At 68.4% G+C, this 26,292-nt stretch carries 26 protein-coding genes; 15 read left to right on the forward strand and 11 right to left on the reverse strand.

Features of this window, described 5'->3' with window-relative positions; translation table 11 throughout:
* Positions 1-84: 84 nt before the first annotated feature.
* Entirely contained in the window at positions 85-387 is a 303-nt protein-coding gene (locus RHA1_RS33365; protein ID WP_005240850.1) for a DUF4193 domain-containing protein, read from the forward strand.
* A gap of 46 nt (positions 388-433) precedes the next feature.
* Here RHA1_RS33365 and RHA1_RS33370 read toward each other — a convergent pair whose 3' ends face one another.
* The gene (locus RHA1_RS33370; RefSeq protein ID WP_016880141.1) at positions 434-904 is read right to left on the reverse strand and encodes a DUF3093 domain-containing protein; all 471 of its coding nucleotides are present in this window, start codon (positions 902-904) and stop codon (positions 434-436) included.
* Between the two features lie 86 nt (positions 905-990).
* Here RHA1_RS33370 and dut point away from each other — a divergent pair, with 86 nt between their 5' ends.
* Both dut and RHA1_RS33380 read left to right on the forward strand, forming a co-directional pair.
* Complete coding sequence (gene dut / locus RHA1_RS33375; RefSeq protein ID WP_009480080.1) at positions 991-1,512, forward strand: dUTP diphosphatase; 522 nt, start codon at positions 991-993, stop codon at positions 1,510-1,512.
* Positions 1,513-1,514: 2 nt separating this feature from the next.
* Entirely contained in the window at positions 1,515-2,345 is an 831-nt protein-coding gene (locus tag RHA1_RS33380) for a DUF3710 domain-containing protein (protein WP_009480081.1), read from the forward strand.
* A 23-nt stretch (positions 2,346-2,368) separates the two neighbouring features.
* Here RHA1_RS33380 and RHA1_RS33385 read toward each other — a convergent pair whose 3' ends face one another.
* Positions 2,369-3,115 (reverse strand): alpha/beta fold hydrolase, encoded by a 747-nt coding sequence (locus tag RHA1_RS33385; protein WP_011598601.1) that lies wholly within the window; start codon positions 3,113-3,115, stop codon positions 2,369-2,371.
* Positions 3,116-3,251: 136 nt separating this feature from the next.
* On the opposite strand from RHA1_RS33385, the gene RHA1_RS33390 reads away from it, so the two are divergent.
* Together RHA1_RS33390 and RHA1_RS33395 are read left to right on the forward strand one after the other, a co-directional pair.
* Positions 3,252-3,629 carry an OB-fold nucleic acid binding domain-containing protein gene (locus tag RHA1_RS33390; protein ID WP_005240856.1) on the forward strand — a complete coding sequence of 126 codons (378 nt, stop codon included), beginning with the start codon at positions 3,252-3,254 and terminating at the stop codon, positions 3,627-3,629.
* Positions 3,630-3,657: 28 nt separating this feature from the next.
* The gene (locus RHA1_RS33395) at positions 3,658-4,338 is read left to right on the forward strand and encodes a DUF3159 domain-containing protein (RefSeq protein ID WP_011598602.1); all 681 of its coding nucleotides are present in this window, start codon (positions 3,658-3,660) and stop codon (positions 4,336-4,338) included.
* Between the two features lie 68 nt (positions 4,339-4,406).
* Here the strand turns inward: RHA1_RS33395 and RHA1_RS33400 are convergent, their stop codons facing one another.
* Genes RHA1_RS33400 through RHA1_RS33410 form a run of 3 tightly spaced genes read right to left on the reverse strand, consistent with a single transcriptional unit; the run spans position 4,407 to position 6,114 of the window.
* Complete coding sequence (locus RHA1_RS33400; RefSeq protein WP_016880142.1) at positions 4,407-4,706, reverse strand: GNAT family N-acetyltransferase; 300 nt, start codon at positions 4,704-4,706, stop codon at positions 4,407-4,409.
* Positions 4,707-4,740: 34 nt separating this feature from the next.
* Positions 4,741-5,400, reverse strand: coding sequence for a potassium channel family protein (locus tag RHA1_RS33405; RefSeq protein WP_011598603.1), 660 nt, complete (start codon positions 5,398-5,400; stop codon positions 4,741-4,743).
* Positions 5,401-5,448: 48 nt separating this feature from the next.
* A complete protein-coding gene (locus RHA1_RS33410; RefSeq protein WP_009480086.1) occupies positions 5,449-6,114 on the reverse strand; it encodes a potassium channel family protein in 666 nt (221 codons plus the stop codon).
* A gap of 162 nt (positions 6,115-6,276) precedes the next feature.
* Here RHA1_RS33410 and RHA1_RS33415 point away from each other — a divergent pair, with 162 nt between their 5' ends.
* The 3 genes from RHA1_RS33415 to RHA1_RS33425 all read left to right on the forward strand — a co-directional run bounded on the left by RHA1_RS33415 (position 6,277) and on the right by RHA1_RS33425 (position 10,093).
* Positions 6,277-8,271 (forward strand): APC family permease, encoded by a 1,995-nt coding sequence (locus tag RHA1_RS33415; protein WP_029537538.1) that lies wholly within the window; start codon positions 6,277-6,279, stop codon positions 8,269-8,271.
* Positions 8,272-8,284: 13 nt separating this feature from the next.
* A complete protein-coding gene (locus RHA1_RS33420; RefSeq protein WP_011598605.1) occupies positions 8,285-9,553 on the forward strand; it encodes a class I SAM-dependent RNA methyltransferase in 1,269 nt (422 codons plus the stop codon).
* Between the two features lie 81 nt (positions 9,554-9,634).
* A complete protein-coding gene (locus RHA1_RS33425) occupies positions 9,635-10,093 on the forward strand; it encodes a MarR family winged helix-turn-helix transcriptional regulator (RefSeq protein WP_005240874.1) in 459 nt (152 codons plus the stop codon).
* On the opposite strand, the gene RHA1_RS33430 is transcribed toward RHA1_RS33425, so the two are convergent.
* The 4 genes from RHA1_RS33430 to glsA all read right to left on the reverse strand — a co-directional run bounded on the left by RHA1_RS33430 (position 10,090) and on the right by glsA (position 14,451).
* Positions 10,090-10,749, reverse strand: coding sequence for an SIMPL domain-containing protein (locus RHA1_RS33430; protein WP_029537543.1), 660 nt, complete (start codon positions 10,747-10,749; stop codon positions 10,090-10,092). The two genes, RHA1_RS33425 and RHA1_RS33430, sit on opposite strands and share 4 nt — an antisense overlap.
* Complete coding sequence (locus RHA1_RS33435; RefSeq protein WP_009480090.1) at positions 10,746-11,585, reverse strand: ABC transporter permease; 840 nt, start codon at positions 11,583-11,585, stop codon at positions 10,746-10,748. The genes RHA1_RS33430 and RHA1_RS33435 overlap by 4 nt, the downstream gene beginning before the upstream one ends.
* Complete coding sequence (locus tag RHA1_RS33440) at positions 11,582-12,544, reverse strand: daunorubicin resistance protein DrrA family ABC transporter ATP-binding protein (RefSeq protein WP_009480091.1); 963 nt, start codon at positions 12,542-12,544, stop codon at positions 11,582-11,584. The genes RHA1_RS33435 and RHA1_RS33440 overlap by 4 nt, the downstream gene beginning before the upstream one ends.
* A gap of 98 nt (positions 12,545-12,642) precedes the next feature.
* A complete protein-coding gene (gene glsA / locus RHA1_RS33445) occupies positions 12,643-14,451 on the reverse strand; it encodes a glutaminase A (RefSeq protein ID WP_011598607.1) in 1,809 nt (602 codons plus the stop codon).
* Between the two features lie 250 nt (positions 14,452-14,701).
* Here glsA and dxs point away from each other — a divergent pair, with 250 nt between their 5' ends.
* Positions 14,702-16,651, forward strand: coding sequence for a 1-deoxy-D-xylulose-5-phosphate synthase (gene dxs, locus RHA1_RS33450; protein ID WP_009480093.1), 1,950 nt, complete (start codon positions 14,702-14,704; stop codon positions 16,649-16,651).
* Between the two features lie 62 nt (positions 16,652-16,713).
* Here the strand turns inward: dxs and RHA1_RS33455 are convergent, their stop codons facing one another.
* A complete protein-coding gene (locus RHA1_RS33455) occupies positions 16,714-18,111 on the reverse strand; it encodes a sugar porter family MFS transporter (RefSeq protein WP_009480094.1) in 1,398 nt (465 codons plus the stop codon).
* A gap of 96 nt (positions 18,112-18,207) precedes the next feature.
* Complete coding sequence (locus tag RHA1_RS33460; protein WP_011598608.1) at positions 18,208-19,224, reverse strand: iron-siderophore ABC transporter substrate-binding protein; 1,017 nt, start codon at positions 19,222-19,224, stop codon at positions 18,208-18,210.
* A 294-nt stretch (positions 19,225-19,518) separates the two neighbouring features.
* Between RHA1_RS33460 and RHA1_RS33465 the strand changes: the two genes are divergently transcribed.
* From RHA1_RS33465 to RHA1_RS33490, 6 genes are read left to right on the forward strand one after another with little or no spacing between them, the layout of a single operon-like run.
* Positions 19,519-20,298, forward strand: coding sequence for a GntR family transcriptional regulator (locus tag RHA1_RS33465; RefSeq protein WP_011598609.1), 780 nt, complete (start codon positions 19,519-19,521; stop codon positions 20,296-20,298).
* Positions 20,295-20,522 (forward strand): 4Fe-4S dicluster domain-containing protein, encoded by a 228-nt coding sequence (locus RHA1_RS33470; protein WP_005240903.1) that lies wholly within the window; start codon positions 20,295-20,297, stop codon positions 20,520-20,522. Before RHA1_RS33465 ends, RHA1_RS33470 begins: the two co-directional genes overlap by 4 nt.
* A 16-nt stretch (positions 20,523-20,538) precedes the next feature.
* The gene (locus RHA1_RS33475) at positions 20,539-21,969 is read left to right on the forward strand and encodes an ABC transporter substrate-binding protein (protein ID WP_011598610.1); all 1,431 of its coding nucleotides are present in this window, start codon (positions 20,539-20,541) and stop codon (positions 21,967-21,969) included.
* A complete protein-coding gene (locus RHA1_RS33480) occupies positions 21,966-22,826 on the forward strand; it encodes an ABC transporter permease (protein WP_011598611.1) in 861 nt (286 codons plus the stop codon). The genes RHA1_RS33475 and RHA1_RS33480 overlap by 4 nt, the downstream gene beginning before the upstream one ends.
* On the forward strand, positions 22,823-23,602 hold the full coding sequence (locus RHA1_RS33485) for an ABC transporter ATP-binding protein (protein ID WP_011598612.1): 780 nt from the start codon (positions 22,823-22,825) through the stop codon (positions 23,600-23,602). The genes RHA1_RS33480 and RHA1_RS33485 overlap by 4 nt, the downstream gene beginning before the upstream one ends.
* Entirely contained in the window at positions 23,602-26,286 is a 2,685-nt protein-coding gene (locus tag RHA1_RS33490) for a fumarate reductase/succinate dehydrogenase flavoprotein subunit (RefSeq protein ID WP_050787438.1), read from the forward strand. Before RHA1_RS33485 ends, RHA1_RS33490 begins: the two co-directional genes overlap by 1 nt.
* The last annotated feature ends 6 nt before the right edge of the window (positions 26,287-26,292 follow it).

Raw genomic sequence — 26,292 nt, forward strand, 5'->3', positions numbered from 1 at the left:
GTTTTCGTGTGGACGGTCGACCGGCAATCGGTTCGACGTACCGCACGGGCCGGGATACACCGAAGAGGATGAGGGGAAGGCGACATGGCAACTGACTACGACGCACCGCGGCGAACAGAGTCCGACGAGGTTTCGGAGGATTCGCTGGAGGAACTGAAGGCGCGACGCAACGAGGCTCAGTCGGCTGTCGTCGACGTCGACGAGTCCGACACCGCGGAATCGTTCGAACTGCCCGGCGCGGATCTGTCCGGTGAAGAGCTCTCGGTGCGGGTCGTGCCGAAGCAGGCCGACGAGTTCACGTGTTCGAGCTGTTTCCTGGTGCACCACCGCAGCCGGCTCGCCAGCGACGCGGGCGGAGTGCTGGTGTGCAGGGACTGCGCGGCCTGAGCGGCGGCGAGTACGAGAGGCGGACGGTGGGAGGCCCACCGTCCGATCAGTCTCCGTCCGCCTGCGGGCGGGCACGGTTGACGGCGGCCAGCAACTCGGCCGGCCGTCGTGTGCTGATCAACCAGTAGGGGGTCGGGTCCTCGGGGTCGTCGAGCACGATCAGTGCCATCGGCTTGACCCATACGCGGTGTTGCACGAAGGCGGCGGGGTCGAGCTGACGACCGAGTGCCGCACTCTTCGCCGAACCGGGAACCTCGGCGACCCGCGAGATGACGTCCAACGGCAGATGCGCCTGTCCGACCCGTAGGTGGACACCGTTCGGTTCCTCGACGACCTCGACGCGGAGACGGCTGAGCCAGACGAGTCCCCACACCGGCAGGGGCAGTAGAAGGACGTACGGCAGCCATGCGCGCAGGCCCGGCGCACCCATGTGCACCTCCGCGGCGAGCAGACCGGCGACGAACAAGCCCACTGCCCACCACCAGACGGGCACCCACAGGCGCTCGGAGTACAGCACGGGCGAGGTGTTATCGGTGGGCGCGACTTCGGGCCGGGACGTTTGTGACACCCGACCAGGATAGTCGGTGTCTGAGAGTAGGCTCGGTGCACGTGAGCGACCTATCTCCCGGCCTTTCTCCCGCCGCGACCCCCGCCCTTCCGCCCGTCGCCCTCCAGCGGCTGGACCCCGACATTCCGGTACCGCAGCGTGCGCACGACGGCGACGCCGGTGTCGACCTGTGCAGCACCGTCGACGTGACCATCGAGCCGGGGCGCCGTGTCCTCGTCGGAACCGGCATCGCGATCGCGCTGCCCCTGGGCACGGTCGGGCTGATCCACCCCCGATCCGGGCTGGCCGCGAAGTCGGGTCTGTCGGTGGTCAACACCCCCGGAACCATCGATGCCGGGTACCGCGGCGAGATCAAGGTGTGCCTGATCAATCACGACCTCGAGACCCCGATCGAGATCCGCCGGGGCGACCGGATCGCCCAACTGCTCGTGCAGCGGGTCGAACTGGTGTCGTTCGTCGAGGTCCCGTCGCTCGACGGCACCACCCGCGGTAGTGACGGACACGGGTCGAGCGGAGGCCACGCGAGCCTCGTCGGCAATGCCAGTGAAGGAGCCTGATCATGTTCGGACGTCGTAAGAAGAAGGAAGCCGAGGACGACCGGCCCGGTTTCTTCGAGGACGCCGAGGCCGGCGACGCCGACGCGGATTACGAGGACGACTACGACGCCGTGACCGAGGTGGACGGCGGTCCGTACGACGCCGACGACCTCGAATCGGGCGCCGACCTCACCGTCGGTGAGGTGGGAACCCGCCTCGACCTCGGTTCGGTCCTGGTCCCGATGCCGCAGGGCGCCCAGTTGCAGGTCGAGATGGCGCCCGACGGTTCGCCGCAGGCCGTGCATCTCGTCACCCAGCAGGGGCGCATCACCGTGGCGGCGTATGCCGCCCCGAAGTCGCCGGGCCAGTGGCGGGAAGTCGCGGGCGACCTCGCCGAATCGCTGCGCAACGACAACGCCACGGTGAGCGTCGAGAGCGGACCGTGGGGACGCGAGGTCTTCGCCGTCACCCCGAACGCCGACCTGCGCTTCATCGGTGTCGACGGCTACCGGTGGATGGTGCGCTGCGTGGTCGCGGGACCGAGCGGTGGCAACACGGCCGATTCGGAGCTCGTCGCGACCGCCAGGGCGATCCTGCGCGACACCGTCGTGAAGCGGGGAAACGAACCCCACCCCGTTCGGACGCCGCTGCCGGTGGTCCTGCCCGCGGCGCTCGCCCAGCAGCTGGCTGCGGCTCACCAGCAGCAGCTGGCGCAGCAGCAGGGTGCCGCTCCGCAGCAGCCGGCTCCGGCGGGTCCGCAGGGCGAGCAGCAGGCGCCCCCCGCGGAGGCCCCGGCGCAGCCGCAGCAACGTCGCGGCGAATCGGGTTCGGCGATGCAGCAACTCGGTCGCTGACTCCGGTCCCGGAGATTCGACACTCAGGTCGTGTGCAGGACCGAATCGAGCGCGTCGAGGCTGGCGTAGCCGAGAATTGCAGGATCGGCGCCGATCTCGTCCAGCGTTACCGTGACGAGGCCCGCGTGCGGTAGTCGTTCGGACCACTCGCGCGCGACCTCGAGGGGATGCACGGCGTCGTCGGTGGCGGCAGCGATCCCCACCGGCACCGTGATGCGCTCGAGGTCGCCCGCACCGGGGGCGTGGTACTCGGACGCCTCGTCCAGCGCGGCGGGAAGGTGCGGCCACTGCGATCGCCACGATTTCGCCAGTTCCCGGCCCAGCCACGGCGGACTGGACGCGATCATCTCGGCGGTGACCTGTTCCAGGCCGTCCGCCCGCAGCCGGGCCGCGGTGAACCGGGCGCTGGCGGCGGCGGGAGCGTCCGCGGCGGTCCCGGTCCACGCGGGCAGCGCCGCGAGGACCCCGGCGATGCGATCCGGGTGTGATCCTGCCCACTGCAGCGCCACGGCGGCCCCGATGGACACCCCTCCGACGAGGATGCGTCCGTGCTGCGCGGCCGCGGCGTCGAGCGCGTCGACGTAGCTTCCGACGACTCGCCGGGGATCGGGTTCGACTGCGGCCGTGCGCACTCCACGGCAGGTCAGAGGCTCGGTGAAGGCACGGGTCACGAAGTCCGCGTCGGATCCCGTACCCGGGAGCACAACGGCCACACGAACAGGTGGCGGCGCTGTTCTCCGCGGCGGAGGCGGCCGATCATCAGAGGGCATGTGATGATCCTGCCTCGTCCGTCACAGCGCTTCTCCGGTGGTGTGGTTGCCGGGAACCAATGGGTCTACAGTGGCGAATACACAGCCCTACGAGCGGCGCGAAGATCTCGCGTCGCACATGCTCCAGGAGCGCGCAATGGCACCCGCCACGGCAGGATATTTTCGTCGGCTGACTCGCAGGCTCACCGAGGACCTCGAGCAGCTGGACGCCGAGGAAATGGCCGAGACGTCTCAGGCGTCCGGCGCACAACGTGCCTGCGACTGCAGCCGCGGCGAAGAGGTCACCATGCTGGGGCGGCTCCGGAGTGTCGAAGCCTGTCCGAAGTCCGGGAACGCCAGCATCGAAGCCGAATTCTTCGACGGCACGGAACAGATCAAGCTGGTGTGGATCGGCCGGCGGAGAATTCCGGGCATCGAGCCGGGCAAGACCCTGCTGGTTCGTGGACGTGTCGGCGAACGCGACGGCCAGAAGGTGATCTTCAACCCGTATTACGAGTTGCGCGGCGAATCGTAGGGGCCCTCTCGTGTGGCACTCTCGTTGAGTGACCGAAACGAAGCAGCAATCCATACTCGAACAGCTCGGTGGGCTCAGCGGGCTGGTCTATTCGACCCTGCCCATCCTGGTTTTCGTTCCGGTCAACGGTGTGTGGGGCCTGGGCCCGGCGATCTGGGCGGCCATCGGCGTCGCCGTCGCCATTCTCGTCTGGCGCCTCGTCCGCCGCAGCCCCATCCAGCCCGCGGTGTCCGGGTTCGTCGGCGTCGGCATCTCCGCGTTCATCGCCTACCGCACGGGCGATGCCAAGGGATACTTCCTCTTCGGGATCTACACGAGCCTCGCCTACGGTGCGGTGTTCCTGATCTCGATTCTGGTGCGCTGGCCGATCGTCGGCCTGATCTGGGGATTCCTCAACGGCCACGGCAACCTCTGGCGGCGCCATCGCGGCGCGGTACGCGCCTACGACGTGGCCACCGCAGCCTGGGCGCTGGTGTTCGCGGCCCGGTACCTCGTGCAGTCGCAACTCTACGATTCGGACCAGACGGGCTGGCTCGCGTTCGCGCGCATCGCAATGGGCTGGCCGTTGGCGGGATTGGCTCTCCTGGTGACGATCTGGGCTGTGCGCCGGGCAGATCGGATCGTCGAACCGGCACCGTCGGACGACGCCGGCGAACCGACGGACGACACGGAAGCGGGCGGCCCCCGCGACGAGCCCGGCCACACCTGAGCACGGCCCCACGTCGAGGACCGCGTGGGCCCTGACCGGTTGTGCCGGAGCCGAAGTCGCCGACCCGATCAGGCCACGAGATCCTGGTACTCGGGATGCTTCGACACGAATTTCACGACGTACGGGCACACCGGGCGCACCCGCAGTCCACGGCGGCGGAGATCGTCCAGGGCCGCACCCACGAGCGTCCGGGCAAGTCCGAGTCCCTCGTGTTGCGGATAGATCTCGGTGTGAACGAAAACGTGTACGTCCCCGTCGACTTCGTACTGCTCGATTCCCGCGAGTTCACCGTCGGCGTGGATCTCGTACCGGCTCTGCTGCGGGCTGTCGGTGACGACGATGCTCTCGGGTGTTGCGGTGGTACCCAACGGATCCTCCCGGGTGTCGATCGGTCCCGCCGGGTCAGGAGAGCCCGACGGCCGCTCGCAGGTCGTCCTCGACGTCCACGGACGCGACGAACAGCAGTTCGTCGCCGCCCTCGAGCGGATCGTCCTGCTGCGGCACGATGACCCGTCCGCCGCGGAGGATGGTGACCAGCGCGGCATCGCGGGGCAATTGCAGCTTGCGGACGGCCTTCCCGGCGAGCGGGGTGTTGTCGGGCAGCGTGACCTCGACGAGGTTGGCCTGCCCCTGGCGGAATGTCATCAGCCGCACGAGATCGCCGACCGACACCGCCTCCTCCACCAGCGAGGCGAGCATCCGGGGAGTGGAGACGGCGACGTCGACTCCCCAGGACTCGTCGAACAACCACTCGTTGCGGGGATCGTTGACGCGGGCGACCACGCGGCTGACCCCGAACTCGGTCTTCGCGAGGAGGCTGAGGACCAGGTTGGCCTTGTCGTCACCGGTGGCCGCGATCACCACCTCGTAGGTTTCGAGGGATGCGGCCTCGAGGCTGCTCAGTTCGCACGCGTCGGCGTGGACCCAGGTCGCCTCGGGCACCGACTCCCGTTCGACGTGCTCGAGCTTGCGTTCGATCAGCATGACGTCGTGTTCGCTGCGGACCAGTTCGCGCGCGATCGAGCGTCCGACTGCGCCGGCTCCTGCGATTGCGACTCTCATCGATTGCTTCCGTTCGGGTGGTCGATCGTGAACATTCTCACTGCCGTCTCAGTTGTCCGAAGGCGGGGGATTGCCCGCGAGCGCGACCGCCTCGGCAACCGTTCCCGACACGGCCGCGATGTACACCTGGTCGTCGGCCTGGAGGACGGTCTTGCGATCGGGAAGGACGCCGGTGCCGAAGCGGATGATGAACGCGACACGCGAATTCGTCGCGGCCTCCAGTTCGGCGACCGGCCTGCCGATCCAATCCTCGTGCAGGGACAACTCGGTGACCGCGACGGTTCCGGACGGATCGCGCCACTTGGCGGTCTGGCTGTCGCGCGTGAGGGTGTGCAGGAAGCGGTCCGTCGACCACGGAACGGTGGCGACGGTGGGGATCCCGAGCCGCTCGTAGACGGCGGCGCGCTTGGCGTCGTAGATCCGGGCGACGACGCGTTCCACGCCGAACGTCTCCCGGGCCACGCGCGCGGAAATGATGTTGGAGTTGTCTCCGGACGACACCGCGGCGAATGCCTCTGCGCGCTCGATACCGGACTTGACCAGCACGTCACGGTCGAATCCCATCCCCACGACGGTGTGGCCGGGGAAGTCGGGTTCGAGACGTAGGAATGCGGCAGGGTCGCGATCGATGACCGCGACCTCGTGGCCGATCCGGGTCAGCGAGCCAGCGAGGGATGAGCCGACCCGGCCGCATCCCATGATGACCACATACACCTTGTACTCCGTTCATGGGCTCTTACGTCACGTCTCGAGTACGTGCGCACCGAATCGAACCGTACAGTGCCCAGGCAGAAGAGCAACCGAGACAGAGATCGCAATCCGGACACATTGGTGGGTGAGGGTCCAGGTTTTCTGCGGACGGCTTACGCTTTGGCAGTGTCAAAGCTCTCGACCGCCACAAAGCGGCTACTGCTAGGCAGACCCTTCCGGAGCGACAAGCTCGGGCACACGCTGCTTCCCAAGAGGATCGCCCTCCCGGTCTTCGCCTCCGATGCCATGTCGTCGGTGGCGTATGCCCCGGAAGAAATCTTCCTCGTGCTGTCGGTTGCGGGCATCTCCGCCTACGCCTACACCCCCTGGATCGGGCTTGCCGTCGCCGCGGTGATGGCGGTGGTGGTCGCCAGCTACCGGCAGAACGTGCACGCCTACCCGTCGGGCGGCGGCGACTACGAAGTCGCGACCGTCAACCTCGGTCCCAACGCGGGTCTGACCGTGGGCAGCGCCCTGCTGGTGGACTACGTGCTCACGGTCGCTGTCTCCATCTCGTCGGCCGCGTCCAACATCGGTTCGGCGGTACCGTTCGTGGCCCAGCACAAGGTGCTGTTCGCGGTCGCGGCCATCGTGCTGCTGACCGCCATCAACCTGCGTGGCATCCGTGAATCCGGTGCCGCGTTCGCGATCCCGACGTACGCGTTCATCGCCGGCATGGCACTGATGCTGCTGTGGGGGTTCTTCCAGATCTTCGTCCTCGGCGACGACCTGCGCGCCGAATCGTCCGGATTCGAACTCGAAGCCGAGGACTCCCACCTGTACGGGATCGCGTTCGCGTTCCTGATCGCGCGGGCCTTCTCCTCCGGCTGTGCGGCACTGACCGGTGTCGAGGCGATCAGCAATGGTGTTCCCGCATTCCAGAAGCCCAAGTCCCGCAACGCGGCCACCACGCTGCTGCTGCTGGGATCGATTGCCATCGTGCTGCTGATGGGCATCATCATCCTGGCCCAGAAGATCGGGATCGTGTACGCGCACAGCCCGGCCGAGCAGCTGATCGGCGCCCCCACCGGGTATCACCAGAAGACTCTGATCGCGCAGATCGCGGAGACGGTGTTCGGCGGTTTCCCTATCGGCTTCTATTTCATCGCCATCGTGACGGCCCTGATCCTCGTGCTGGCCGCCAACACCGCCTTCAACGGATTCCCCGTGCTCGGCTCGATCCTCGCGCAGGATCGCTACCTGCCCCGTCAGCTGCACACCCGCGGCGACCGACTGGCGTTCAGCAACGGCATCCTGTTCCTGTCCGGGGCCGCGATCGCGTTCGTCGTCCTGTTCGGCGCCGAGGTGACCAAGCTGATCCAGCTGTACATCGTCGGCGTGTTCGTCTCGTTCGTGCTGAGCCAGACGGGCATGATCCGGCACTGGACCCGGCACCTGAAGACCGAGAACGACCTGGCTCAGCGCCGGCGGATGCATCGCTCCCGGGTGATCAACTCCATCGGCCTGGCCATGACCGGCGCCGTCCTGATCATCGTGCTCATCACGAAGTTCGCGGCAGGCGCCTGGATCGCGATCGTGGCGATGGTCGCGATCTTCGTGGTGATGAAGATGATCCGGAAGCACTACGACAGCGTCGCCCGGGAACTCGAGGAACAGGAATGGGACGGGGTGCTGCCCAGCCGGACTCACTCCATCGTCCTCGTCTCCAAGCTGCACATGCCGACCATGCGTGCGCTCGCGTATGCCCGGGCCACACGGCCGGACACCCTCGAGGCGATCACGGTCAACGTCGACGAACCCGACACCCGGGCACTGGTGCGCCGGTGGGAGAAGAGCGACATCGCGGTGCCGCTCAAGGTGATCGAGTCGCCGTACCGCGAGATCACCAAGCCCGTGCTCGACTACGTGCGGCGCGTCCGGAAGGACTCGCCGCGGGACGTCGTCACCGTGTTCATCCCCGAGTACGTGGTGGGGCACTGGTGGGAGCAGATCCTGCACAACCAGAGTGCGCTGCGGCTCAAGAGCCGCCTGCTGTTCCAGCCGGGTGTGATGGTCACCAGCGTTCCGTGGCAACTGAACTCGTCCGAGAAGGCGAAGACACTGACCATCGAATACACGGCCGGGGCCTCACGCCGCGGCTACGAACCCGACGACAAGTGACGGGCGACAAGCGTTGAGTGAGAACTGGTCGGACCGCCGCCTCGAACTGCGGCTGGGAAATCCCGGGCACGGCGGTTTCGTCGTCGCCCGGCACGAAGGCCGCGTCGTCTTCGTCCGGCACGGGCTGCCCGGCGAGCGGGTGATCGCCCTCGTCACCGAGGACCGCGGCGGGTCCTACTGCCGGGCCGACGCGATCGAGATCCTCGACGCGTCCCCGGAGCGGGTCACCCCGGTGTGCCCGGTGTCGGGTCCGGGCGGCGCGGGGTGTTGCGACTTCTCGCACGCGAGCCTGCACGTGCAGCGGGACATGAAGGCGCAGGTCGTGTCCGAGCAGTTGGCGCGGCTCGCGCGATTGCAGCGGGACGTGGACGTCGAGGAACTGCCCGGCACCGGAGACGGCACCGGCTGGCGCACGCGGGTGCGGCTCGCCGTCGACCCGGACGGCCGCCCCGGCTATCACCGGCACCGCAGTTCCGGGATCGTCACCGACCTCGCCTGCCCGCAGATCGAGTCGGCCGCCTACGACGGTGTGAGCGAGCACGATTGGAAGCCCGGCAGCGAGGTGCAGATCGTCCTCGACAGCGCGGGGGAGCGGCACGTGGTCGAGATCGCTCCGCCGAAGGTGTCGCGGACCGGCCGCACGAGTCCCGGGCGCCGCGGTGCCATGGCTCGCCGTGCCGCCAGCGGTGCGCCACGCGCCGAGCGGGTGGTCGTCGGATCGGGTCGCCCGGTGGAGCGGGTGTGCGACCGGGAATGGGCGCTGGCCGCCACCGGGTTCTGGCAGGCGCATCGCGGGGCCGCGGAAACGTATTCGGCAGTCGTCGCCGAATGGGCCGGGATGTCCGCGGGCGAGACCGCATGGGACCTGTACGGGGGAGTGGGTGTGTTCGCCGCAGCCCTCGCCGGTGATGCCGGGCCGTCGGGGCACGTGGACTCCGTCGAGTCCTCGCGCCAGGCCGTGTCGGACGGGAAGGCTGCGCTCTCCGACCTCCCGCAGGTGCGTTTCCACGCCGAGCGGGTCGAGCGCGCGATCGCCGGACTCGCCTCCCCGCCACGGGTCGTGGTGCTCGATCCGCCGCGTGCGGGTGCGGGGCGTGACGTGATCGACGCGGTCGCCGCGGCGGGCGCCGAACGGGTCGTGCACGTGGGGTGCGACCCGGCGTCGTTCGCCCGCGACATCGGGCTGTACCTCGCGCAGGGATATCATGTCGACGAGCTGCGCGCGTTCGATGCGTTCCCTCTCACCCACCACGTGGAGTGCATTGCGCTGCTGACGCGCTGACACCGGCGCATCGTTGTTTACCAAACGCAACAAAACGTTATAGTCGGCCCGCAAGTAGTGGGTGTGTGGGACGGGGACTGGATGTCGGTACAGGCAGATACAGCGCAAGCGCTCGTCGATGCGGTGTTCGCACTCGGACGATCGCTGCGGGCGGTCGTCTCCGCGAGCGGCGAGACCCCGATCCCGCCCGCGTTGACGAGCGTGCTCTTCGTGCTCGCCGCCCGGGGGGAGTGCCGTCAGAACGAACTGGCCGCCGACCTGTGCGTCAGTCAGTCCTCGCTGAGCAGGCAGATTTCCGAACTGGTCGACGCGGGATACGTGTCGCGCGCCGCCGACCCCCACGACAAGCGTGCCTCCCGCATTCGGGTGTCGCCGAACGGGATGGACATTCTGCGCGAGACCACCGAGCGCCGGGCAGAACGGCTGCGCGGCATGCTCGAAGGCTGGTCCCAGGAACAGGCGCTCGCGGCGGTGACGTCGCTGACTCAGCTCAACGACACGTTCGCCGCGTCGGTCCAGCAGCGGGGCCCCCGGGTCTAGACGAGACGCCACCGCACCCGGACGTCGACCCGCGTCGGCTTCTCGCCGCGTTCGACGGCGATCGGGGAGTCGGCCGCCGCGAACGCCTTCGCAACCGGCGGCGACACGTCACCGATGTCGACTTCCGAGATGTCGAGCACCTCGCCCAGCGCACGACGCGACAGCGAGGCATACTGCTCCGCCTTGGCGAGGGCATCGGCCCAGGCACGGTCCCGAGCGGTCGCCGTCAGCGCAGCAGGGTCGGAGAAGTCGAATTCGAGTCCGCCGAGCCGGATGTCGTCGCCACCCGCGCCGACGCAGGCGGCCACCACCTGCGCCGATGACGACGCGGACGCCCCGGCCTCGCGGACGGTGATCTGCAGCGTCGTCGCGGCGGTGTAGCCGGTCACCTCGCTGCCCCGGCCCTCGGTCCACGTGGTCTCGGAGTGCACGGAGAGACCGGTGGTCGCGAGGTCGGGCCCCGAGACGCCGTACCCGCGGAGGGTGTCCGTGACCGCCGTAGTGGACCGGGCGACGGCCTCGAACGCATCGGCCACCGCGGGACGGGTCGCGGTCACGGTGACGGTGGCGCGCACGAGATCCGGAACCGCCGACACGATTCCGGATCCCCGTACCGTCACCGATCTCTCGGCGCGATCGGTCGTCGCCACCGTCAGGATTTACGGTTGTACAGGCGCATCGTCAGCGGTCCGAAGATCACCACGAACCCGGCGCACCACCCGAACACGATGGCGAGATCCACCATCTCCACCGTCCCGGCCATCAGCCCGCGAATGGACGTCACCAGCTTGCTGATCGGGTTGACGCCGACGAACGCCTGCAGCCAGCCCGGCATCGTTGCGGGGTCGACGAAGATGTTGCTCGCGAATGTCAGCGGGAACAGGATGAACATCGACACCCCCATGACCGCCTGCTCGGTGCGCATGAGCATCGCGAACATCGTCCAGATCCAGGACAGGCTGAACGAGAACAGCAGCAGCAGGCCGATCGACGCCACCACACCGACGAGGCCGCCGTCCGGGCGGAACCCCAGGACGAGCCCCAGGAGCAGGACGATGATCGAGGCGATCGTGTAGCGGACGACGTCACCGAGCAACGCGCCCACGAGGGGAGACGGACGCCAGATCGGGAGCGACCGGAACCGGTCGAACACACCCTTCTCGATGTCCTTGTTGAGCGTCAGGCCGGTGTACATGGTGATCATGACGACCGTCTGCACCAGGATGCCCGGCAGCAGGAACTGGACGTAGGCGCTGGTCGAACCGGCCAGCGCACCCCCGAAGAGGTACGTGAACATCAACGTGAACATGATCGGGAACATCGTCACGTCGAACAGTTGCTCGGGGACGTGCTTGATCTTGAGCAGAGCCCGCCAGCCGAACGAGAGCGAGGTGGACCACGCGGTGGGTCTCGCGGGCCTCGGGCCGGGCATCTTCAGGACGTCGGCGACCGCAGTGGCGGTGTCGGTGGTCCGGTCGGTGGTGGAGGTCATGACGCATGCTCCTCGGTGGGTCGGCCGGTGAGGGAGAGGAAGACTTCGTCGAGGCTCGGTTGCCCCAATGCGAATGTGCTGACGGCGATTCCGGCGTCGTCGAGTGCGGGCAGCGCCCGCGCGACCCGGGCCGGGTCGTCGATACGGGCGGTGAGGGCGGCCGGGTCCGCTTCTTCGACGATCGGCACCTCGAGCACGTCGCGCAGCAGCGCCGCCGCGGCGGAACGGGTGGCGATGTCGGTGACCCGCACGTGCAGGGCCCCGGATCCGACGGAGGCCTTCAGTTCGCCGGTGGTGCCCTCGGCGATGACCTTGCCGTGGTCGATGACGGCCACCCGATCGGCGAGTTGATCGGCCTCGTCGAGGTACTGCGTGGTCAGCAGCACCGTCGTTCCGCCGGCCACCAGCGCGCGGACGATCTCCCACACCTGATTGCGGCTGCGCGGATCGAGACCGGTCGTGGGCTCGTCCAGGAAGATCATCTCCGGAGTGACGATGATGCTGGCCGCGATGTCGAGCCTGCGCCGCATACCGCCGGAGTAGTTCTTCACCTGCCGATTGCCCGCTTCGTCGAGCCCGAACGCGGTCAGCAACTGTTCGGACCGGGTGCGGGCCGCCGCGCGGGAGTACCCGTACAGCCGGCCGAGCAGCAGCAGGTTCTCGCTGCCCGTCAGATCCTCGTCGAGCGAGGCGAACTGTCCGGTGAGGGAGACCTTGCTGCGCACGGCGTCCGGCTCGCTCGCGACGTCGTGCCCCAGCACGGTGGCCGTTCCACCGTCGAGGGGCAGGAGTGTGGCCAGCATCCGGATCGCGGTGGTCTTGCCCGCGCCGTTCGGTCCGAGGACGCCGTACACGCCGCCGAGGGGGACGGCCAGATCCAGGCCGTCGACCGCGTGGGTGGATCCGAACGTCTTGACGAGTCCCGTCGTCTCGATGGCCAGCTTTGTCGCTGTGAGCATTGCACCCTGCTTTCGATTCGAGCGTCGTCGATTCCGAGCCCCCAGCCTGTCCGATTTTTCCGGTTCGGGCAATCGGATTTCCTGTGGGCGATCCTCGATCAGGGCCGAAGCAGCGACCGCAGCATCACGTCGAGTTGCTCATAGGCGCCGGCAGCCAGTCGTTCGAGGAGAGCGAGTTTGAGTCCGGGCTCCGTGACGGCCATGTCGGCATACCGATCCGCGGGGAGAACGGCGACGGTGACCTCGGAGTCGGCGCACACGTCATTGAGAAAGCGTAGGTCCAGCAGCATCGTCATCTCGCCGAAGGTCATGCCCGTCGACAGGGTCATGATCCGGTACACGGCGCCCCCGGAATCGGTGACTCGCATGCTGACCCGGCCCGACAGGATCAGGAACAGCCCGCACGCCCGGTCGCCTCGTTGGATGATCTGCTCGTCGCGGGCAAACGTGCGGATATCGAGTTCGCGGGTGAGTAGCCGCAACTGCTCCGGTCGCAGCCCGGCCAGCACCGGATGGTGCGCGACGTCGATGGTTGCCGGCTGACGAAGGGCGGCGCAGTGCCGATCGAGGAGGGTGTCCTCGGACCACTGCAAGGCGGCTTCGAGGTCGGCGAACACCCGGCCGCTCGCACCGGTGAGATCCGAATGCGTGTAGCCGAGCAGGGCCGCCGGATCGACGAGGGCGACCGCGCAGCCGCGACGGGTGAGTTCGTCGCGCAGACTCTCGAGCATGCGGCGCGCGATGCCGCCGACGTCGTCCACCCGCCGCACGTCGATCACCACGACCTCGAGCTCGTTCTCGACCCCGCCGATCTCGCGCACCGCGGACTCCGCGCCGGCGAAGAGCAGATCCCCGTGCAGCTCGTAGATCCGGCTGCGCTTGCCGACGTCGTCGAGGGCGGCCCGTTCGGCGGGAGTGCGCCGCATCCGCGACGGACTGTCGACGACGGAGTACGTGGCACGGATCGCCGACCGGGCGGCGCGGGTGACGTGCAGGAAATGCAGCTCCAGGTCGTTCGACAGGGCCCGGCACGCCTCCACCCCGCGCACGCTGTTCCCGTGCGCGTCGAGGCGCGGCGAGTAGACGGCGATGCCGATCTGGCCGGGCAGGACCGCGACGATGCCGCCGCCGACGCCGCTCTTGGCAGGCAACCCCACCTCGTACACCCACTTGCCCGCGGCGTCGTACATGCCGCACGTCGACATCACGCTCAGAACGCGCTCGACGAGGGCCGGTTCGAGAACGGTGTCCCGGGTGACGGGGTTGACGCCGTTGTTCGCCATCGTCGCGGCCATCAGGCTCAGGTCCCGGCACGTCACGTCGATGGAGCACTGGCGGAAGTAGAGGTCGACCGTCTCGTCGGGGTCGCCGGTGATGATGCCGAACGAACGCAGCATGTGGCCGATCGCCCGGTTGCGGTGCCCGGTCCGTGACTCGGACTCGTACACCGACCGGTTGAACGTCAGGTCCCGTCCCGCGTACCGGGAGTACTCGGCCCGGATCCGTTCGAACCTTGTGTCCACGTCCGGCCCGGCCACCAGCGACGCGGCGGTGATCGCCCCGGCGTTGATCATCGGATTGCGTGGTCGCTCCGTCCGCGGGTCGAGGCTGATCTCGTTGAATGGTTCCCCGGACGGTTCGACGTCGATCTTCTCGGCGACCGCGTCGGACCCGCGATCGGCGAGCGCCAGGGCGTACGTGAACGGTTTCGAGATGGACTGGATCGTGAAGGGCAGGCGGGTGTCGCCCACCTCGTACACGTAGCCGTCCACGGTGGCGATGCAGATTCCGAACGAGTCGGGGGCGACCGCGGCGAGTTCGGGAATGTAGTCGGCGAGCTCGCCGCTGCGGTTCTCCCGGGTCGCGGCGAAGACTTTCCCGATCAGCGCGTCCACGACGGTGCTCATGAGTCGACCCTAGAGGCTGTTCACGACAGCTGTCGGGTGTTCCGAGGGGCCCGTCCGGCGGCACAATTGTGTGAAGCCGGTCACGGTCGTGGCCGGGATGCCCGAGGACGAGCCCGCGATACCGGGCCGCACCGGCCCCTACCGTGTGTCCCGCACTCCGGCGGCTCCGTAGACTGGTTCCACTGTGACGTGACACGAAGCCACGGCAGAGGCACGCAAGGCCGCGTGCATCACGGAGGGAGCGATCTCGTTGGGTGTTCTTGCCCGTATCCAGACGCCTGACGATCTTCGTCAGCTGAATTCGGCGGAGATGAAGCAGCTCGCCGCGGAGATTCGCGAGTTCCTCGTGCAGAAGGTCGCGGCGACCGGTGGTCATCTCGGCCCCAACCTGGGCGTCGTCGAGCTGACCCTCGCGTTGCACCGCATCTTCGATTCGCCCGCCGACCCGATCATCTTCGACACGGGCCATCAGGCGTACGTCCACAAGATCCTCACCGGCCGCAAGGACGATTTCGACTCGCTCCGCAAGCAGGGCGGCCTGTCCGGGTACCCGTGCCGGGCGGAGAGCGATCACGACTGGGTCGAGTCCTCGCACGCGTCGGCGTCGCTGTCGTACGCGGACGGCCTCGCGAAGGCCTTCGAACTGACCGGTCAGGACCGCCACGTCGTCGCCGTCGTGGGTGACGGTGCGCTGACCGGCGGCATGTGCTGGGAGGCCCTGAACAACATCGCGGCAGGCAAGGACCGCTCGGTGGTCATCGTCGTCAACGACAACGGCCGCTCGTACGCACCGACCATCGGTGGTCTCGCCGATCACCTCGCCGCCCTCCGTCTCCAGCCGGGATACGAACGCATCCTCGACAGTGGCCGCCGGATGGTGAAGAAACTTCCCTGGGTGGGCCGCACCGCCTACTCGGTCCTCCACGGCATGAAGGCGGGCCTCAAGGACGCCGTGGCCCCGCAGGTGATGTTCACGGACCTGGGCATCAAGTACCTCGGACCGGTCGACGGACACGACGAGGCCGCGCTCGAATCCGCGCTGCGCCGCGCGAAGGCGTTCGGTGGCCCGGTCATCGTCCACGCCGTCACCCGCAAGGGCATGGGTTACGCGCCCGCCGAGAACCACGTCGCCGATCAGATGCACTCGACCGGCGTGATCGACCCGATCACCGGTAGGGGGACCGGGTCGGCGTCCGCCGACTGGACGTCGGTGTTCTCGGCCGAGCTGATCGATCAGGCGAGTCACCGGCAGGACATCGTGGCGATCACCGCGGCGATGGCGGGCCCGACCGGTCTCGCCGCGTTCGGCGAGAAATACCCCGACCGGATGTTCGACGTCGGGATCGCCGAGCAGCACGCCGTCACGTCGGCGGCCGGCCTCGCCCTGGGCGGCCTGCACCCGGTGGTCGCGGTCTACTCGACGTTCCTCAACCGCGCGTTCGATCAGCTGCTGATGGACGTGGCGCTGCTGAAGCTTCCCGTCACCCTCGTTCTCGACCGCGCGGGTATCACCGGCAACGACGGTGCCAGCCACAACGGCATGTGGGACATGTCGCTGCTGGGCATCGTCCCCGGAATGAAGGTCGCCGCTCCCCGCGATACCGCCACCCTGCGGGAGGAACTGGACGAGGCACTGGCCGTCGACGACGGCCCGACCGCGCTCCGGTTCCCGAAGGGCACCGTCGGTGACGACGTACCCGCGGTGAGCCGCCTCGACGGCGTCGTCGACATCCTTCGCGCCCCCTCCGGGCGGAACGACGTGCTCATCGTGTCGGTCGGCGCGTTCGCCGGTCTCGCGCTCGCCGCGGCGGAACGCCTGGAACAGCAGGGCATCTCGGCGACCGTCGTCGACCCGCGGTGGGTCCTGCCGGTCCCGGAGTCGCTGGTGAAGCTCGCCGAGGACTACACGATGGTCGTCACCGTCGAGGACAGCGGTCTGCACGGCGGAGTCGGTTCCACCGTGTCCGCCGCGTTGCGGGCGGCGGGGGTCGACGTCCCCTGTCGTGATCTCGGTGTTCCGCAACAGTTCCTCGACCACGCGTCGCGCGCGCAGATCCACGCCGAGCTGGGCCTCACCGCGCAGGACGTCGCCCGGCAGATCACCGGATGGTTCGCCGGCCTCGGGAACCTGCGCCCCGAGCAGCAGAACGGCGTCGTCGCCGACCTCGATGCGCAGCGCGCGGAGAAGCAGCAGGGCTGAGTCGTTGCACAGAAATCCGGCCGAATCACAGTGTGATTCGGCCGGATCCGTATGTGCCTGGGTCAGGTGTGCATCTCCTCGAGCTCCATCCCCTTCGTCTCCCGGACCTTCGACCGGACGAAGAAGAAGGAGAGCAACGCGAAGAACGCGAACAGTCCGTACAGGAACCACAGCCCCACCGAGCGGGTGAGCGGCGGGAATGCCAGCGTGACGGTGAAGTTCGCGATCCAGTTCGCCGCCGTGCTGATGCCGAGTGCGTAGGCGCGCATGTTGTTGGGGAACATCTCGCCCAGCATCACCCACATGACCGGGCCCCAGGTGGAGGCGAAGAAGATCACGAACAGGTTGGCGCCGATCAGGGCGACCGCCCCCCACGGGCTGGGGAGCACGACGTCGTCGCCGCTGCCACTCGCCTGGGAGAAGGCGATTGCGGCCATGAGCAGGCTCGCGAACATGCCGAGCGAGCCGACCATGAGCAGGATGCGCCTGCCGATCCGGTCGACGAACAGGATGGCGACGAACGTCATGCCCACGTTGATGATCGCGGTGATCACCGACGTGGTGAACGACTCGTTCTCGGTGAAGCCCACCGACTTCCAGAGCGTGGTGGAGTAGTAGAAGATCGCGTTGATGCCCACGAACTGCTGGAAGATGGCCATGAATATGCCGACCCAGACGATGGGCTGCAGCCCGAACTTCGGGCCGCGAATATCGTCGAACGACGCCGTCGATTCGTGGCGGAGGGTCAGCCGGATCTCGGAGACGCGCTCGTGCGGGTCGAGTTCGCCGGTGATGTTCGCGAGGATGTCGGCCGCCTCCTGATCGAGGTGCTTGCCCACGAGGTACCGCGGAGACTCGGGAATGAGCAGGGCGAGAATGCCGTACACGACCGCGGGGACCACACCGACGATGAACATCCAGCGCCAGGCTTCGAGGTTCAGCCACAACTCGTTGGAGGCGCCGCCGGCGGCGTTCTGCAGCACCGCGTCCGACAGCAGCGCGGCGAAGATGCCGAGAGTAATGGCCAACTGCTGCAGCGACGCCAATGCGCCGCGGTAGCGGGCCGGCGCGATCTCCGAGATGTACGTGGGCGCAATGACCGACGCGATACCGATGCCGAGGCCGCCGAGGACGCGCCACAGCATCAGGTCGGGGACGCTGAACGCGAGACCCGCTCCGAGTGAGGACACGACGAACAGCACCGAACCGAGCAGCATCACTTTCTTGCGGCCCCAGCGGTCCGCGAGACGACCCGCAAACCATGCGCCCACAGCACATCCGAGCAGGGCGATCGCCACGGCGAAGCCCGTGAAGAACGACCCGAGCTCGAAGTGGCCCTGAATGGAGTCGACGGCACCGTTGATGACCGAGCTGTCGAAACCGAAGAGAAATCCACCTACCGCGGCGGCGACGGTGACGCCGATGACCTTCGCGGTGTGTCTTTCGGACATCTGCGTCATCGCATACCTGCTTTCGGCGAGCGTTCCTGATGCGGGCACAGCGGAAAATTGTGTCTCGAATCACGCTACGCCCGACACCGCCTGTCAGGCGGGAGTTCAGGCACCCGCTTTCGTGGCGGCCTCGCTCAGTTGAGGTGTCAGCTTGTCCAGCACCCACGGAGTCGCGAGAACGCTGGTCTGGCTGAGCCCCGAGATGATCTTCGTGTCCGACAGCGTGACCGCGGTTCCACGCCCGATGGCACCGAGGTTCGCGTAGGCCGGGTTCGCGGCGACGGTGGTGTTCTCCGGGACGAACGCGACCACGACGTCGGCGTCGACATCGGAGATGTTCTCCACGGAGATGTCGGCGAAGAACTTGTCCGGATCATTGGCAGCGGCCAGCTTCTGCACGCCGGGAGACACGGTGAACCCGAGCTGGGTCAGCACCTGGACGCGGGGATCGGAGGGCATGTAGACGTTGACCGTCGCGGCATCGGTGTCGAAGTTGATCACCGAGATCGTCTTGCCGGCGAACTCGGGGTGCGCGGCGGCGGTCCGAGCGAGGGTGTCGTCGAGACCGGCCACCAGCTGTTCCGCCTCGGCGCTCTTGCCGAGTGCCTGTCCGACCAGCGTGGTCTGGTCCTGCCACGTGGTCTGCCACGCCTTGTCCGGGTAGGCCACCGTGGGGGCGATTCCCGACAGCTTCTCGTACGTCGCCTGGTCGAATCCCTCGTAGGGGGCGAGCACGACGTCCGGCGCCAGCGAGGCGACGCCCTCGATGGGGGTGGACGTGGCCGTGTCGAGCAACGTGGTCTCGGACGGATCGAATCGGTCCTGCAGCCAGGGCATCACACCGTTCGCCTCGGCGCCGTACGTGTACTTCGGCATGCCGACCGGTGCCTCGCCGAGCGCGTAGACGACGTCCTGGGCATTCCATCCGAGCGTGACGATACGTTCGGGTGCCGCGTCGAGGGTGGTCGATCCGAACGTGTTCTCGAGGGTGACCGGAAACCCCTCACCGGACGCTTCCGTGGTTCCTCCGCTGTCGCCGGACGAGCACGCGGCGAGGAAGAGGGACGAACTGGTCACGGCGAGTGCGACGGCGATCTGACGTCTGGCGGTGGGTGCGAACACGGCAACGACTCCTTCGGGACGAAAATAGAAGGTAAGCCTAACCTAGACTCGAGTGCTCGCCGGGTGGACGTCGCCACTTCGAATCACCCTGATTGAAACTTCCGGGCCCGGCCCGGCCTGGCGCATTCCCGGGTCGTTGCCGGGTTTTGGCTGGTGAGGCGGTTCGGGCCCGGCGCGGACCCGGCCGATTCGCGGGGGCGCCCCGAGCGGCGGTTCGCGGCGACTCCGGGCCCCGCCGACTGCCGTTAGCGTTTGTCTTCGTCCAGCTCACACGCACTATCGACGAAGGAAACCATGGTGGTGAATCCGACTCCCCTCCAGACGGCGTCGCGCAGTTCCCGCGCAGACCATGCGCGCAGATTCGCCGACCTGCTCCGTCAGCAGATCCACGCTGACTCCTTCGCCGAGCGCGGATTGCCGTCGGAATCGGAGCTGGCCGCCGAGTTCGGCGTGTCGCGCAATGCGGTACGCGACGGACTGGCACTGCTCAAGCAAGAGGGGCTCATCGACCGGGCCCCGCGGGTGGGAACCCACGTGGCGCAGCGCAAGTACGACCACGGTCTCGACGCCCTGCTCGGGCTGAAGGAGACGCTGAAGGGGCACGGAGAGGTCCGCAACGACGTCCGCGCCGCCCGGGAGATCAGCCCGCCGCCCGCCGTCGCCCGCCGCCTGCAGCTGGAGCCGGGCGACCCCGCTGTCTACATCGAACGGGTGCGGTACCTGGGCGACCTGCCGCTCAGCCTGGACCTCACCTACCTCGTCCCCGACATCGGAGCCGAAATCCTCGGTCACGACCTCGAAACCAACGACGTGTTCGCACTGATCGAGGAAGTCTGCGGTCAGCCCCTCGGCTCCGCCGATCTGGCGATCGAATCCGTGAACGCCGACGCCCATTCCGCCGCGAACCTCCAGACGCCCGAGGGTGCGGCGCTCCTGTTGCTCGAACGCCTCACCCGGCTCGTCGACGGACGTCCCGTCGACCTCGAATACATCCGCATGCGCGGTGACCGAATCACCATGCGCAGCAGCCTCGTCCGCCGACCCGACATCACGAACTGGGAGCTCACCTCATGACCTTGGTCAATCAACGAGCAGACGTACCCGTCACCATCGACGAGTCGCTGTGCATCGAGGGCTGCACCCTGTGCGTCGAGATCTGCCCACTCGATTCGCTGGCCATCAACCCGGAGAACGGCAAGGCCTTCATGCACGTCGACGAATGCTGGTACTGCGGTCCCTGCGCGGCTCGCTGCCCGACCGGCGCGGTCACCGTGAACATGCCGTACCTCCTCCGCTGAGCGAAAGACCACCCAGATGAAGCGACGCTCTTCCACCTTCGCGATCGCCGCCGCGGCACTGACACTCGTGGCGACGAGTTGCTCCCTCGAACCGTCGGCCGACAACGGGGACGCGGTCACGCTCGTGATCGGGTACCAGTCCAAGACGATCAACACCGTCACCGCCGGAACGCTGCTGCGCGCGCAGGGATACCTCGAACAGCGCCTGCAGGACGTGACGGAGCAGACCGGGACGAAGTACTCCGTCGAGTGGCAGGACTACGACACCGGTGCGCCGATCACCGCCCAGATGGTGGCCGAGAAGATCGACATCGGATCGATGGGCGACTACCCGATGCTGATCAACGGCTCCCGCACCCAGGCGAATCCGCGCTCGAAGACGGAGATCGTCTCGGTCACCGGCTACAACCCGAACGGCGCACTGAACATGGTGGTGGTGCCGCCGAATTCACCGGCCACCGCCCTCGGCGACCTGGCCGGCAAGAAAGTGTCCGCGAGCGTCGGCTCCGCAGGTCACGGCACCCTCGTGCAGGCCCTCGACCGCGCCGGAATCGACCCGGGCACCGGCGTCGAGGTGCTCAACCAGCAGCCGCAGGTCGGATCCTCCGCCCTGGAATCCGGTCAGGTGGCGGCGCTGTCGCAGTTCGTCGCCTGGCCCGGGCTTCTCGTCTTCCAGGACAAGGCCAAGCTGCTGTTCGACGGCGCCGAACTCCGAACCCCGACCCTGCACGGTGTGGTGGCCCGCGAGGCCTACGCGGACGAACACCCCGAGGTTCTCGACGCGTTCCTCCGGGCGCAGCTCGACGCCACGCGGTTCGTCCAGACGCAACCGCTCGAGGCGTCGCGGATCGTGGCCGACGCGAGCGGCCTGCCCCAGGAGGTCGTGTACCTGTACAACGGCCCGGGCGGCACGTCGTTCGACACCACGCTCAAGCCCGGCCTGATCGGTGCGCTGAAGAACGATGTGCCGTACCTGAAGTCGATCGGCGACTTCGCCGACCTCGACGTCGACGGTTTCGTGAACGACGCTCCGCTCCGGTCCGCGTTCGAGGCCGACGGGCAGGACTACGACGCCACGCTCGCGTCCACCGCCAACCCGACGTCGGTCACCGGCACCGATCCCGTGTGCGCCACCGCCCCGGGCGATCCGTCGCTGGCCGGGGAGGTCTGGTTCGACGGCGCCACCGAGACGCAGCCGGCCGCGAACCCGACGTGCCTGCTCCGGGCGGTGAAACAGGCCCGGGCCGAGGGCCGCACCGTCCGCGCCGCGTACGTGCCCGACGCCGAACTGGGCACCCGATGGTTCGCCGACAAATCGGTGTGGGTGCGCGACGGCGACAACTTCCTGCCCTTCACCACCGGCGCCGCCGCAGACCGGTACCTGCGCGCACACCCCACGGGCGGCGTGATCACGTACGACCGCGCGGTCGAGGAGGTGCGCCAGTGACCACACTGCACCAGCCGACGGTCCTGGTCGATACCGAAGTCGCTGCCGAAGAACACGATCCGGCATCGACGCGCCGACGAACCTCGCCGTGGCGCTCACGCCTCGTGCGGATCACGTCCGTGATCGCGGCGATCGTCGCATGGCAGGTGTTGACCGCCAACGACGTGCGGGTGTGGCTGCGGTTCGACACGCTTCCCACCGTCACCGACGTCGTGTCCGCGTTCGGTACCCAGTTGCAGAGCGACCTGTTCTACCTCGACCTCGGGCAGTCGCTGATCCGCATCCTCAGCGGATTCGGACTCGCGACGGTGGTGGGTGTGGCCACCGGAATCGCCCTCGGCAGATCGGAACTGTTCGCCGACGTCCTCGGTCCGCTGACGGAACTCGCACGTCCGATCCCCGCCATCGCGGTGGTGCCCGTCGCGATCCTGCTGTTCCCCAGCGACGAGGCCGGCATCGTGTTCATCACGTTCGTCGCCGCGTTCTTCCCGATCATGGTGAGCACCCGGCACGCCGTCCGGGCCCTCCCGACACTGTGGGAGGACTCCGTGCGCACCCTCGGCGGCGGACGCTGGGACGTGCTGTCCCGAGTCGTGCTGCCCGGAATCCTGCCGGGCGTCTTCGGTGGATTGTCCGTCGGGATCGGGGTGGCGTGGATCTGTGTGATCTCCGCCGAGATGATCTCCGGCAGGCTCGGAGTCGGCTACCGCACCTGGCAGGCGTACACGATCGTCGACTATCCCGGCGTCTTCGTCGGCATGATCACCATCGGCATCCTCGGATTCGCGACGTCCGGCGCAGTCGAACTGCTCGGCAGGCGCGTCACCCGCTGGCTGCCACGAGGGGAGCGCGCATGACCGCCACAGCCGCAGCGTCCGTGGCCGCCGGCATGTCGCTGGTCCTCGACGACGTCACCCTGTCCTACACGGGAAACCCCGTCATCCGTTCGCTGTCGCTGACCGTGGTTCCCGGCGAGATCCTCGTGCTCACCGGACCTTCGGGGTGCGGCAAGTCCACCGTGCTGCGCGCTCTGGCCGGCCTGCTGCCGCCCGATTCGGGCCGCGTCGTCGCCGACGGCGCGGCAGTGGAATCGACGTCCCGGGACCGGGCCGTCGTCTTCCAGGACAACGCGCTCCTCCCGTGGCGCACGGTGCGCTCGAACATCGAACTGGCCCTCGCACTCCGCGGCGAACCCCGCAAGGGGCGGCGTGCGACCGCCGACCGCTGGATCGCGGAGGTGGGGCTGACCGGGTTCTGCGACTTCCTGCCCAAGAACCTGTCCGGCGGCATGCGCCAGCGAGTGCAGTTGGCGCGCGGCCTCGCCGGGGCGCCGCGGGCCGTGATGATGGACGAGCCGTTCGGCGCCCTCGACACCCAGACCCGCGGCGTCATGCAGCGACTGCTCGTCGACACGTGGAGCACTCACCCGACGACCGTGGTGTTCGTGACCCACGACGTGGACGAGGCGGTGCTGCTCGGCGACCGCATCGCGGTGCTCGGCCGGGCCGGTGAGCCGCTGCGGGCGCTCGTCGACATCCCGCACCCCCGGGACCGCGACCACCTCGACCTCCCCGACACCCGTGCCGCGCGCGCCGACGTGCTCGCCGCACTGAACCACACTTCGGAGACCTGATGGACATCCCCGACCTCGCCGACACCGTCCGTCTCGATTGCGACGTGCTCGTGATCGGTGGCGGCACCGCCGGCACGATGGCGGCACTGACCGCCGCCGAGAACGGCGCGAACGTGCTCCTGCTCGAGAAGGCGCACGTGCGCCATTCCGGCGCGCTCGCAATGGGAATGGACGGCGTCAACAACGCCGTCATCCCCGGCAAGGCCGAACCCGAGGACTACGTCGCCGAGATCACCAGAGCCAACGACGGAATCGTCAACCAGCGCACCGTGTACCAGACGGCGACCCGCGGTTTCGCGATGGTGCAGCGCCTCGAGAAGTACGGCGTGAAGTTCGAGAAGGACGAGTACGGCGAATACGCGGTCCGCCGGGTGCACCGCTCCGGCTCGTACGTGCTGCCGATGCCCGAGGGCAAGGACGTGAAGAAGGCCCTCTACCGGGTGCTGCGGCAGCGGAAGATGCGGGAGAAGATCCGCATCGAGAACCGCCTGATGCCCGTCCGGGTCCTGACGGAGAACGGCCGGGCCGTCGGGGCCGCGGCGCTGAACACCCGCACCGGTGAGTTCGTCGCGGTCGGGGCAAAAGCGGTGATCCTCGCGACCGGTCCGTGTGGCCGGCTCGGGCTCCCGGCGTCGGGGTACCTCTACGGCACGTACGAGAACCCGACCAACGCCGGTGACGGCTACTCGATGGCCTATCACGCGGGAGCCGAACTGAGCGGCATCGAATGCTTCCAGATCAACCCGCTGATCAAGGACTACAACGGTCCGGCGTGCGCGTACGTCGCGAACCCGTTCGGCGGCTACCAGGTGAACGCGGAGGGGGAGCGGTTCGTCGACTCCGACTACTGGTCGGGGCAGATGATGAGCGAGGTCAAGAGTGAGATCGAATCGGCCCGCGGTCCCATCTATCTCAAGGTCAGCCACCTCCCGGAGGAAACCCTCGACACGCTCGAATCGATCCTGCACACCACCGAACGCCCCACCCGCGGCACGTTCCACGCGAACCGCGGCCACGACTACCGCAGCCACGACATCGAGATGCACATCTCCGAGATCGGCTTGTGCAGCGGACATTCCGCGTCCGGGGTGTGGGTGGACGAGCACGGCGCGACCACCGTCCCCGGCCTGTACGCGGCAGGCGACCTCGCGTGCGTCCCCCACAACTACATGATCGGCGCGTTCGTGTACGGCGACCTCGCCGGAGCGCACGCCACCGGCACCCTGCCCGGCGTCGAGGCCCCCACCGCGCTGCCCGCGGAGCAGCTGGCCGCCGCGCACGAGCTGATCTACCGGCCGCTACGCAACCCGGACGGGCCGCCGCAGCCGCAGGTCGAGTACAAGCTGCGCCGCTTCGTCAACGACTATGTCGCGCCGCCGAAGACGGCGACGAAGCTGTCGATCGCCGTCGAGACGTTCGACCGGATGGCGGGGGAGATCGCCGGGATGGGTGCGACCACCCCGCACGAGCTGATGCGCTGCGCGGAGGTCACCTTCATCCGGGACTGCGCGGAAATGGCGTCCCGCAGCTCCCTCACCAGGACCGAAAGTCGCTGGGGGCTCTACCACGAACGTGCGGATCTCCCGGAGCAGCGGGACGACGAATGGGGGTACCACCTGAATCTGCGGCGCGGCGAGAACGGCGACATGGAGTTCCTCAAGCGCCCCGTCGAGCCGTACTTCGTGCCGGTGCCCGGGCTCGATTCCCTTCCGCCGGTGGACCGGACGGTCGTACCCGTCGCGCAGCCGCCGCTGGTCGGGGGGCGCGCCCCGGTCGAGGAGCGCTCGCGCATCGCGGCGCCGGTCCGGCAGGAGCCGTCGTCACCGGCCATCGTCGCGGTCCTCGGACTCGACGCGCCGAGTGTCGCCGAACTCGCGCCATATCTGGCCGACGCCGACCCGCAGGTCCGCGTCACGGCCCTCTCGGTGCTGACGGAAGGAACCCCCGACGGATTCGGGGCGGCCCTCGTCGATGCCCTCGGCGACGGTGCGGTGACGGTGCGCCGCGCCGCCGCCGACGGCCTGCGCGAACTCGTCGAGGTGCTGCCGTCCGCCGACGGGCTGGCCGACCACCTGGGGTCGGGTGACGCCGTGGTCCGGGCCGCCGTGGTCGACGTCCTGCGCGCGCTGCACGCCGGTTCGGCGGAGCAGTTCCTGACGGCGCTGTCCGACGGTGATCACCACGTCCGGATCGAAGCGGTGCGGGCGCTGGTGTCGCTGGACCGGTGGGAGTCGGTGGCGGCGGGCGCGCACGACGAGAACCGGGAAGTGCGGATCACCGTCGCGCACGGCCTGGCCACCATCGGGCTCGGCGGTGTCGACACCGTGCGCTCGCTGGCCCGCGACCGCGATCCGCTGGTGCGCGCCGCCGCGCTCACGGCGTTCGCGAGTCTGGGCTGCGACGGCGACGACGTGACCCTCGCGACGGCGGCGCTGCGGGAGTCTGCCTGGCAGATCCGGCAGGGCGCCGCGCGGGCACTCGCCGGAGCGGACCCCGAAGTCGCGGTGCCCGCGCTGGTGGACGCCCTGACGGATGCGCACCTCGACGTGCGCAAGGCCGCCGTCCTCGCGCTCGGCCGGTGGTCCGGCGACCGCGCCGCCGTCGGCGCGCTGACCACGGCCCTCGAGGACACGGACGCCGACGTGCGGGCGTACGCCCGACAGGCGCTCGTCGCCGCCCCCTGAACAGGT

The organism is Rhodococcus jostii RHA1 (assembly GCF_000014565.1).
Classification (GTDB): domain Bacteria; phylum Actinomycetota; class Actinomycetes; order Mycobacteriales; family Mycobacteriaceae; genus Rhodococcus_F; species Rhodococcus_F jostii_A.